This is a genomic window from Micrococcus sp. KRD077, from assembly GCF_017168505.1.
Lineage (GTDB): Bacteria > Actinomycetota > Actinomycetes > Actinomycetales > Micrococcaceae > Micrococcus > Micrococcus luteus.
Genome location: NZ_JABFAZ010000031.1, coordinates 1 through 9480 on the forward strand (window position 1 = coordinate 1; position 9480 = coordinate 9480).

Here is a 9480-nt window from a genome sequence, read left to right on the forward strand (position 1 = left end):
GTACCGGGGGGGAGAGCTTGCTGACGTAGCGGTAGTACTGGATTCCATTGTTGGTGTACACGGCCGGCGTGGTGCCGGAGACCTCACGGGTGGGGGCGCTCCAGGACGGTGTAGCGCTGCTCCAGGTGAAGGTGGTGGGGTTCCTCCCAGTCTCCATCGCATCCACCATGTCCTTCTGCACCAGGACGGAGGCGGTCACATTCGTCACCGTGGAGCCGGCTTGCACATTGACGATCCGGTAGTAGGTATTGACGTTGTCCGTAGTGACGCTCAAGCGGGTCGGATTCGTGAGCAGGGTCGAGGCGCAGGGCGACACCTCCGGCTCGGTCCAGGGCACCCCGGGGGCGAGGGTCAGCTGGAACACGCGGTCGATCCGCGGGGGAGGGCTGGCCGCCTCGGCGGGGGCAGCGGCGGCGGCGACGACGGTCGGCACCGCCCACGCGAGGCTGCTGGCGACTCGGCGGCGGGAGGGGGCGGACCGGGGCAGCGTGGGCGCTGCCGGCGTGGACTCTGACATGGGATGCTCCGAAACGTGAGAGGGGTGTGACACAGGATGTGTGTCCTCCTTCCAAGGTACGTCGTCGTCGACCGAGGGCAAGCCCCGGCCACCCCACGGCCCCCTAGGGGTGGCACCTCATCTGCGGAGGCGCAGTGCTGGTATTCTTGACGGGATCCCCTGCGTGCCGCCGAAGAGTGCGGATGCATGCGTAAGGGGAGAACGCAGAACCTCCTGCCGCGGAGAGACCGCGGCCGCAAGCCCAGAGGAGGTGGGTTCGCATGCGTGCTTATGAGCTGATGGTGCTGATCGACCCTGAGGTCGACGAGCGCACCGTGGAGCCGACCCTGAAGAAGTACCTCGAGGTCGTCACGAACGCCGGCGGCACCGTCGACAACATCGACGTGTGGGGTCGCCGCAAGACCGCCTACGAGATCCAGAAGAAGTCCGAGGCCATCTACGTGGTCGTCAACTTCCAGTCGGAGCCGGCCGCCACCCAGGAGCTGGACCGTCTGCTGAACCTCAACGAGACGATCCTGCGCACCAAGATCATCCGTCCGGAGGAGCAGAAGATCACCGCTGAGTGATCCTCGTACCGTGTCCGGAGGGTCTGAGAGCATCGGATCAGTCCCCGACGCCCCCACCGGAACCCCGCTGAGCAGTCCCGGATCCCCGGATCCGGTCACTGACCGGCAGAACCCCCGAAGACAGGAGTGACCATGGCAGGCGAGACCGTCATCACCGTGGTCGGCAACCTCACCGCCGACCCAGAGCTGCGCTTCACCCCGAACGGCGCGGCCGTCGCGAACTTCACCGTCGCGTCCACGCCCCGCACGTTCGACCGCCAGACCAACGAGTGGAAGGACGGCGAAGCGCTGTTCCTGCGCTGCTCGGTCTGGCGCGAGGCCGCGGAGAACGTGGCGGAGTCGCTGACCAAGGGCATGCGCGTGATCGTGCAGGGCCGCCTCAGGGCGCGCTCCTACGACGACCGGGACGGCAACCGTCGCACCAGCTGGGAGCTGGACGTGGACGAGGTCGGCCCGGCGCTGCGGTTCGCCACGGCCAAGGTCACCCGCGCCCAGCGCGGCGGTGGCGGCGGCGGTGGCTTCGGCGGCGGTCAGCAGGGGGGCGGCTTCGGCGGCGCCCCGGCCGGCGGCGGCTTCGGGGGGAACAGCGACGGCGGCTTCGGCGGCGCCCAGCAGGGCGGCGGCTGGGGCGGCCAGCAGCAGGGCGGCGGCCAGGCCGCACCGCAGGACCCCTGGTCCGGCGGCGGTGGCGGCGGATGGGACACCCCGTCCTCCAACGAGCCCCCGTTCTGATCCTGCACTGACCGGGCGCGGCCCCCACGGCCGCGACGGACACGGAACACCACGGACCTCTCCGTCCGGGCGCACCTCGCCCGGAGGGCCGCCCCCCGGTGGCCCATCCCACCCGCGACCCGGCACCGCCGGGCCGCACTGCACACGGCCCCGTGCCCGGCACGGGACGCCGCGTGATCCCATCCCGCAGAACCGTTCTGCGGGCTCCAGAGAACTCTGAAGGAGCACCACGATGGCGAAGGCTGAACTCCGCAAGCCCAAACCGAAGTCCAACCCGCTCAAGGCCGCCAAGATCACCGAGATCGACTACAAGGACGTGGCCCTGCTGCGCAAGTTCATCTCCGACCGCGGGAAGATCCGTGCCCGTCGCGTGACCGGCGTGACCGTCCAGGAGCAGCGCAAGATCGCCCAGGCCGTCAAGAACGCCCGCGAGGTGGCCCTGCTGCCCTACGCCGGCGCCGGCCGCGGCTGATCGAGCGAGCGAAGGAAGGAACACCCAGATGGCAAAGCTCATCCTGACCCAGGAAGTGGCCGGTCTCGGCACCTCCGGTGACGTGGTCGAGGTCAAGAACGGGTACGCCCGCAACTACCTGCTCCCGCGCGGTTTCGCCACCGTGTGGACCAAGGGCGGGGAGAAGCAGGTCGAGTCCCTGCAGAAGGCCCGCGCGGCCCGCGCCGTGGCGAACCTGGAGGACGCGCAGGCCCAGGCCGCGCAGCTCCAGTCCGCCACCGTGAAGCTCGAGCGCACCGCCGGTGCGGAGGGTCGCCTGTTCGGCGCCGTCCAGACCGCCGACGTCGCCGAGGCGATCGAGGCCGCCGGCCTCGGCTCCGTGGACAAGCGCTCGATCACCCTGCCGGCGCACATCAAGTCCGTGGGCAACCACGAGGCCCAGGTCCGCCTGCACGAGGACGTCATCGCGACCGTCCAGTTGCAGGTCGTGGCCGCCAAGGCCAAGAAGTGATCAACCGCTTCTGAGCCCGTCGCGCCCGCGACGCGCACCCGAGGCCCCGGTCCGCTCTTCACGAGCGGGCCGGGGCCTCGTGCCGTGGGGGAACATGGAGATCATGCCCTCCGCCCCACCGCCCTCCGACCCCGCCGGCTCGACGGCGGCCCCGCGCCCGCCCCTGTGGACGCGCCCGTTCATCCTCGTCAGCGCCACCTACCTGTTCGTGGCGATGATCTTCTACACGCTCATGACCGCGATGGCGCTCTACGCCGTCACGTCCTTCGGCGCGTCGGACGCGGAGGCCGGCGTCGTGGTGGGGGCGTTCGTGCTGGGCGCGGTCCTCACCCGCATGACGACGACGCCCGCCACCTTCGCGTGGGGGCGGCGGCGGGTCCTGCTCGTCGCCTTGGCCTGCTACGTCCTCACGACGGCGGCGTACCTCTGGGCGGACTCCCTGGCCACGCTGACCGCGGTCCGGCTGCTCAACGGCATGTGCTTCGGCGCGGCCGGCACCGTGCTGGCCACGGCCGTGCAGCGGATCGTCCCGCCCGTGCGCCGCTCCGAGGGCACCGGCTGGTTCTCCACGTCCATGACGCTCGCGGGCGCCGTCGGGCCGATGGTGGCGCTGCAGCTGAGCACGGCCCTCGGCTACGACGCCCTGTTCCGGGCGTGCATCGGCTTCACGGGCATGGCCCTGCTGATCGCCCTGTTCCTGCGCGTGCCCGAGCCGCCGCTGACGGGCCGGTTCCGGCTGCACCGGGCGGACGTGTTCTCCGCGGAGGTGGCGCCGGCGGCGGGCGTGGCCCTGGCCTCCGGGTTCATGTACGGCGGCATCCTCGCGTTCATGGCCACGTTCGCGCAGCAGCAGGGCTACCCGGCGATGGTGCCGAGCCTGTTCTTCCTGCTCTTCGCCGCGGGCACCATCGTGGGCCGCGCCGTCCTGGGTGTGCTGCACGACCGGCACGGGGACAACGCCGTCGTCTACCCGATCCTCGCGGGCATGGCCGTCTCCTACGCGGTGCTGGCGCTGTGGCGGGAGCCGGCGGGCATGCTCGTGGCCGGCGCCCTGCTGGGGCTGACCTACGGGCCCGTGGTGAGCGTGTTCCAGACCATCGCGATCAAGGTGGTCCGGCCCACCGAGATCGGCGTCGCCACGGGCACGTTCTTCCTGCTCCTGGACCTCGGCACCGGCCTCGGCCCCATGGTGCTCGGCGCGGTGGTGGCCGCCGTCGGGATCCCGGTGATGTACCTGCTCTCCGGCGGCGTCGGGGTGGCGCTGCTGCTCTACTACCGGCTCGTGCACGGCGGCCGGGCCATCGCCCGGCGCCCGTCCCCGGCCTGAGCGGGGCGGCTCCGGCGCGCGGCCAACGCCCCGCGGCTGCTCATGCGTCCCATCCTCCGATGTGCACGAGGGCGTCGCCGCGGTGCACCAGGGGTGCCTCGGTGCGGCCGATGACCACGCCGGTCAGCTCGGCCTTCACGTGCGCGAGGCGGCGGCCGAACGAGTTGTAGAGCGCGCCGATCCGGTCCCCGGCGCTCACGCGTTCGCCGAGGGAGACGTCCAGGTGCACGAGGCCGTCCGCGCGGGCGCGCACCCACGTGGACTGCCACACCAGGTAGGGGGCGTCCTGCTCACCGTCGACGACGTCGGGGTGCACGGCCTCGGTGTCCTCGCCGGTGGCGTCGGTCGCCTCGGGCACGTCCGTGGTCCGCTCCTCGGGGACCTCGCCGGGCAGCGGGCCTGGGGCGTCGACGACGGCGTCCGGCCCGGGCTCGGTGAGCCCGACGTCCGCGGGGTCCACCATGTCCAGGGCGGCGAGCACACGCAGGACCCCGTCCACGCCGGGGGCGATCGCGTACTCGTCGAACCGCCAGGCCTCGCCGGCCTCGTAGAGCAGCACACGCGCGCCGGTCTCGCGGGCCGCGGCGCGCAGGGAGCCGTCCCGCAGGCGGGCGTGGAAGAGCACGGGGGCGCCGAACGCCTCGGCGAGCGCGCGGGTCTGGGGGTCCTCCAGGTCGCACCGGATCTGCGGCAGGTTGGAGCGGCGGTCCGCGCCGGTGTGCAGGTCGATGCCCACGGTGCAGCGGCCGATCACCTCGGTCATCATCAGGTGCGCGATGCGCGATGCCAGGGAGCCCCGGGCGGAGCCGGGGAAGGAGCGGTTCAGGTCGCGGCGGTCCGGCAGGTAGCGGTCCCCGGCCATCACGCCGAGCACGTTGACGATGGGCACGGCCAGCAGGGTGCCGCGCAGGTGCGTGGGCTGCAGGCGCTCCAGGACGCGGCGGACGATCTCGACGCCGGCCACCTCGTCCCCGTGGATCGCGGCGGAGACCCACACGGTGGGCCCGTCCTCGCGGCCGTGCAGCACGTGCACGGGCAGGGTGACGTCCGCGCCCGTGACGAGCTGGGAGATCGGCAGGGACAGCTCGCGGCGGCGGCCGGCCGGCACCTCGACCCCGCCGAACGCGAAGGGGGCGCGGGCGGGGCGACGGCTCACGCGCGTCCCCGGTTCCGGCGGCGCACGCCGCGCGGAGGCTGCCCGCCCACGTACGAGGCGGCGGGGTCCACGAGGAGGCCGCCGGCGGCCAGCGCGGTGCGCCCCACGAGCATGCGGAAGCCCATCTCGTCCCGGTGGGTCAGGGTCACCTCCGCCTCGATCGTGCGGCCGGCCAGGGTCAGCGGCATCACGACGACGACGCGCTCCTGCGCCTCGCCGTTCGAGGAGCGGACCGTGCGCAGGTCGGCCACCGGCAGCTCGGCCGTCCGCGCGTCCGCGGCCGAGGTCTGCCACGGGTGCACCTCGAACCGGACCCACGCGGCGCCGTCGCGGGTGAACCGCTCGATGCCGAAGGCGTGGAGCGCCGAGGTGCGGGCGCCGGTGTCGATCTTGGCCTTGATCCAGGGGGTGTGGGCGGCGGGCAGGCCGACCCATTCGCGCCAGCCCACCAGCCCCGGGCGAGCGGCGCCGTCGTCGGTGGGGGGCCCGCCGTGGGAGGCCGGGGCCGTGTGCTTAGACTCAGACACGCCCCTCATCCTCCCAGGAAAGCGGTCATGAAGCTCGCCATCCTCTCCCGTTCCCTGCGCGCCTACTCGACGCAGCGACTCAAGACCGCGGCACTCGAGCGCGGCCACGAGGTGAAGGTCCTGGACACCCTGCGCTTCGGCATCGACCTCAGCTCGGACGAGCCCGATCTGATGTTCCGCGGCCGCCCCCTCTCCGGCTACGACGCCGTGCTGCCGCGCATCGGCAACTCGGTGACCTACTTCGGCACCGCCGTGGTGCGCCAGTTCGAGCAGATGGACGTCTACACGCCCAACACGGCCGCCGGGATCATGAACTCGCGGGACAAGCTGCGGGCCACCCAGATCCTCTCCCGCCACGAGATCGACATGCCCGCCACCGTGTTCGTGCGCAACCGCGGCGAGGTCTCCACGGCGATCGACATGGTGGGCGGGGCGCCCGTGGTGATCAAGCTGCTCGAGGGCACCCAGGGCATCGGCGTGATCCTGGCGCCGACCAAGAAGGTGGCCGAGGCGATCATCGAGACGCTGCACGGCACCAACCAGCAGGTGCTCATCCAGCGGTTCGTGGAGGAGTCCAAGGGCACGGACATCCGCGCGCTCGTGGTGGGGGACCGTGTGGTGGCCGCGATGCGCCGCCGGGCCCAGGGGGACGAGTTCCGCTCCAATGTGCACCGCGGCGGCATCGTGGAGCGCGTCGAGCTCTCGCCCGAGTACGCGGAGACCGCCGTGCGGGCGGCCCACATCATGGGCCTGCGGGTGGCCGGCGTGGACATGCTCGAGGGCGAGCACGGCCCGCTGGTCATGGAGGTGAACTCCTCGCCGGGGCTGCAGGGCATCGAGGCCGCCACGGACCTGGACGTGGCCGGCGCGATCATCGACTACGTGGCGGACCAGGCCGGCTTCCCGGACATCGACGTGCGCCAGCGCCTGGCCGTGTCCACCGGGTACGGGGTCGGTGAGATCACCGTGCACGCCGGCTCCGGCTGGGTGGGCCAGTCCATCGAGGACTCCGGGCTGCTCGCGAAGGACCTGCAGGTGCTCACCCTGCACCGCGGCACCTCCGTGTTCCCCAACCCCGCGGACACCAAGGTCCTCGAGGAGGGCGACCGGCTGCTCTGCTTCGGCAAGACCGAGAACATGCGCGCCCTCATCCCCGCCCGCGCCCGCCGCCCCAAGCGCGTGCGGAAGCTGCCGGCCACCCCGATCCTCGCCTCCGTCGCCGAGGAGGCCCCGGCGCCCGAGGCGCCCGCCGACGACGCCTGAGCCCGGGCGCGGGGCTCAGCGGGCCGGGGCGAACGCGCCGATGCCCGTGAGGTGCCGGCCGAGCGTGAGCTGGTGGACCTCGTCCGTGCCCTCGTAGGTGCGCACGGACTCGAGGTTGTTCGCGTGCCGCAGCGGCGAGTGCTCCAGGGTGATGCCGTTGCCGCCGAGCATCTCGCGGGCCTCCCGGGCGATGCCGATGGCCACGCGGCAGTTGTCCAGCTTGCCGGCGGAGATCATGGCGGGGGTGAGCGGGCCGGCGTCCTTGGCGCGGCCGATCTGGTGCGCCAGCAGGTAGCCCTTGCCGATGGCCACGGCCATGTCCGCGAGCTTGGCCTGCGTCAGCTGGTGGGAGGCCAGCGGCACCCCGAATTGCTGCCGCTGCATCGCGTAGTCGAGGACGGCGTCGAAGGAGTCGCGGGCGGCGCCCATCGCGCCCCAGATGATCCCGTAGCGGGCCTCGTTGAGGCACTGGAAGGGGCCCTTGAGCCCGACGGCGGAGTCGGCCGGCAGCATCGCGGAGGCGGGCAGGCGCACGCCGTCGAGGTGGATCTCGCACTGCACCGACGCCCGCATGGACAGCTTCTGGGTGATCGCCTCGGCACGGAAGCCGGGGGTGTCCGTGGGGACCACGAAGCCGCGCACCCCGCGCCCGTCGCCGGGCTCGCCGGTCTGCGCCCAGATGATCGCGACGTCGGCCAGCGTGGCCAGCCCGATCCAGCGCTTGACCCCGTCGAGCACCCAGTCGCCGCCGGGCTCCTGGCGGGCCGTCGTCGTCATGGAGGCCGGGTCCGAGCCGGCGCCCGGCTCGGTGAGGCCGAAGCAGCCGACCGCCTCGCCGGTGGTCATGCGCGGCAGCCACTGTGCCTTCTGCTCCTCGGAGCCGTGCTTGTGGATCGCGCCCATCGCGAGCGAGCCCTGCACGGAGACGAAGGTGCGCAGGCCGGAGTCGCCGGCCTCGAGCTCCTGGGCGGCGAGGCCGTACTCCACCGCCGAGCGACCGGGCATGCCGTGGCCCTCGTAGGGCATGCCGAGCACGCCGAGGCGGCCCAGCTCGGGGACGATCTCGCGCGGGAACACGGCGTCGTCGTACCAGCGGGCGATATGCGGGCGGATGTGCTCGTCCACGAAGCCGCGCACCTGCAGTGCGACGGCCTTCTCCTCGGCGGAGAACAGGGAGTCCAGGCCGACGACGTCGGCGCGGCCGAGGAACGAGTCGGCTTCGGCGTGGAACGGGGTGGTCATGGCGGGGGTCCTCTCTGCGGGGTGGTCAGTGGGCGTCGAGCCAGGTGTTGACGGCCGCCGTGTCCGCGCCGAGCGCGGGCGGCGCGTGGCGCGGGTGCGCCACGGGCGGGTCCCACTGCACCGGGTGGCGGAACTGCCGGCCGGCGGGGGCGCCGAAGCGGTCCTGGACCTCGACGGTCGGCTCCAGGCCGAGGGACTCGGCCAGCTCGACGCCCTCGGCGACGGTGGACACGAGGCCGACCGGGAGCCGCTCGGCCTGCAGCACGTCCCGCCAGTGGGCCGCCGTCTGCGCCGAGAGCGCGTCCTCCAGGGCGGTGCGCAGCTCCTCGCGGTGCCCGACGCGGTCCGTGTTCGTGGTGAAGCGCGGGTCCTCGGCGAGCTCGGGGACGCCGAGGGCCGCGGTGAAGGCGCGGAACTGCGCGTCGTTGCCGATGGCGACGGCGAGCGGCGCGTCCCGGCACGCCAGCAGCTGATAGGGGGCGATCGAGGGGTGGTCGTTGCCCATCCGCCGCGGGACGACACCGGCGCCGAGCCATGCCTGGCCCTGGTTGGCGAGCGCCCCCTGCAGCGAGGAGAGCAGGTTCAGCCGCAGGTGGGCACCCTCCCCGGTGCGCTCGCGGCGCAGCAGGGCGGCGAGCACGCCGGCGGTGAGGTCCTTGGCCGTGAGCACGTCCACCAGGGCGACGCCCGCCTTCATCGGGGCGTCCGGTTCGCCGGTCATGCTCATGAGCCCGCCCGCGGCCTGGACGATGAAGTCGTAGCCGGGCAGGTCCCGGCCCTCGCGGTCGCCGAAGCCGGAGACGGCGGCGTAGACCACGGACGGGTTCCCCCGCGCGACGTCGTCGTAGCCCAGGCCGAGGCGCTCCATGGTGCCGGGCCTGAGGTTGTGGACCACGACGTCGGCCCGGGCGGCCAGGGCGGCGGCCCGCCGCTGGTCCTCGGGGTCCTTCAGGTCCCAGCCGACCGACTCCTTGTTGCGGTTCACGGACTCGAAGTAGGTGGCGCCCGTCGCCGAGCGGGGCGGGGCCCAGCCGCGGGTGTCGTCGCCGCGCTCGGGGTGCTCCACCTTGATGACGCGCGCCCCGAGGTCCGCCAGCGTCATGGTGGCGAGCGGGCCGGCGAGGACGCGGGAGAAGTCGGCGACGAGGACGCCGTCGAGCGGGAGCGAGGCCGGGGAGGGGGCGGTGG

At 73.0% G+C, this 9480-nt stretch carries 10 protein-coding genes and 1 pseudogene; 6 read left to right on the top strand and 5 right to left on the bottom strand.

The window, feature by feature from the left end:
- Positions 1-517 (bottom strand): annotated as a pseudogene (locus J1M39_RS07585) (hypothetical protein); the annotation flags it as partial.
- A gap of 260 nt (positions 518-777) precedes the next feature.
- Between J1M39_RS07585 and rpsF the strand changes: the two are divergent.
- The 5 genes from rpsF to J1M39_RS07610 all read left to right on the top strand — a co-directional run bounded on the left by rpsF (position 778) and on the right by J1M39_RS07610 (position 4104).
- Positions 778-1083 (top strand): 30S ribosomal protein S6, encoded by a 306-nt coding sequence (gene rpsF, locus J1M39_RS07590; RefSeq protein WP_002857790.1) that lies wholly within the window; start codon positions 778-780, stop codon positions 1081-1083.
- 132 nt (positions 1084-1215) lie between these two features.
- Entirely contained in the window at positions 1216-1815 is a 600-nt protein-coding gene (locus tag J1M39_RS07595; protein WP_049145057.1) for a single-stranded DNA-binding protein, read from the top strand.
- Between the two features lie 232 nt (positions 1816-2047).
- The gene (gene rpsR / locus J1M39_RS07600) at positions 2048-2287 is read left to right on the top strand and encodes a 30S ribosomal protein S18 (RefSeq protein WP_002857788.1); all 240 of its coding nucleotides are present in this window, start codon (positions 2048-2050) and stop codon (positions 2285-2287) included.
- Between the two features lie 28 nt (positions 2288-2315).
- Entirely contained in the window at positions 2316-2777 is a 462-nt protein-coding gene (rplI, locus tag J1M39_RS07605) for a 50S ribosomal protein L9 (protein WP_002857787.1), read from the top strand.
- Positions 2778-2880: 103 nt separating this feature from the next.
- Positions 2881-4104: an MFS transporter gene (locus J1M39_RS07610; RefSeq protein ID WP_239074468.1), complete on the top strand. Its 1224-nt coding sequence runs from the start codon at positions 2881-2883 to the stop codon at positions 4102-4104.
- A gap of 40 nt (positions 4105-4144) precedes the next feature.
- Here J1M39_RS07610 and J1M39_RS07615 read toward each other — a convergent pair whose 3' ends face one another.
- Both J1M39_RS07615 and J1M39_RS07620 read right to left on the bottom strand, forming a co-directional pair.
- Positions 4145-5260: a succinylglutamate desuccinylase/aspartoacylase family protein gene (locus J1M39_RS07615; protein ID WP_206495799.1), complete on the bottom strand. Its 1116-nt coding sequence runs from the start codon at positions 5258-5260 to the stop codon at positions 4145-4147.
- Positions 5257-5787: an ATP-dependent zinc protease family protein gene (locus tag J1M39_RS07620; RefSeq protein WP_144786618.1), complete on the bottom strand. Its 531-nt coding sequence runs from the start codon at positions 5785-5787 to the stop codon at positions 5257-5259. Before J1M39_RS07620 ends, J1M39_RS07615 begins: the two co-directional genes overlap by 4 nt.
- Before the next feature lie 27 nt (positions 5788-5814).
- Between J1M39_RS07620 and rimK the strand changes: the two genes are divergently transcribed.
- Positions 5815-7050, top strand: coding sequence for a 30S ribosomal protein S6--L-glutamate ligase (gene rimK / locus J1M39_RS07625; protein ID WP_144786617.1), 1236 nt, complete (start codon positions 5815-5817; stop codon positions 7048-7050).
- Positions 7051-7065: 15 nt separating this feature from the next.
- Here the strand turns inward: rimK and J1M39_RS07630 are convergent, their stop codons facing one another.
- Both J1M39_RS07630 and J1M39_RS07635 read right to left on the bottom strand, forming a co-directional pair.
- Positions 7066-8292 (bottom strand): acyl-CoA dehydrogenase family protein, encoded by a 1227-nt coding sequence (locus J1M39_RS07630; RefSeq protein WP_060974275.1) that lies wholly within the window; start codon positions 8290-8292, stop codon positions 7066-7068.
- Between the two features lie 25 nt (positions 8293-8317).
- Positions 8318-9480 (bottom strand): CaiB/BaiF CoA transferase family protein (locus tag J1M39_RS07635; protein WP_206496646.1); only part of this gene is annotated, 1163 nt, incomplete at its 5' end.

What these genes read in the sequence shown, in the direction of transcription:
- J1M39_RS07595 (WP_049145057.1), top strand. Translation starts at nt 1,216, where the DNA reads ATGGCAGGCGAGACCGTCATCACCGTGGTCGGCAACCTCACCGCCGAC.
- rpsR (WP_002857788.1), top strand. Translation starts at nt 2,048, where the DNA reads ATGGCGAAGGCTGAACTCCGCAAGCCCAAACCGAAGTCCAACCCGCTC.
- rpsF (WP_002857790.1), top strand. Translation starts at nt 778, where the DNA reads ATGCGTGCTTATGAGCTGATGGTGCTGATCGACCCTGAGGTCGACGAG.
- rimK (WP_144786617.1), top strand. Translation starts at nt 5,815, where the DNA reads ATGAAGCTCGCCATCCTCTCCCGTTCCCTGCGCGCCTACTCGACGCAG.
- J1M39_RS07610 (WP_239074468.1), top strand. Translation starts at nt 2,881, where the DNA reads ATGCCCTCCGCCCCACCGCCCTCCGACCCCGCCGGCTCGACGGCGGCC.
- rplI (WP_002857787.1), top strand. Translation starts at nt 2,316, where the DNA reads ATGGCAAAGCTCATCCTGACCCAGGAAGTGGCCGGTCTCGGCACCTCC.
- J1M39_RS07630 (WP_060974275.1), bottom strand. Translation starts at nt 8,292, where the DNA reads ATGACCACCCCGTTCCACGCCGAAGCCGACTCGTTCCTCGGCCGCGCC.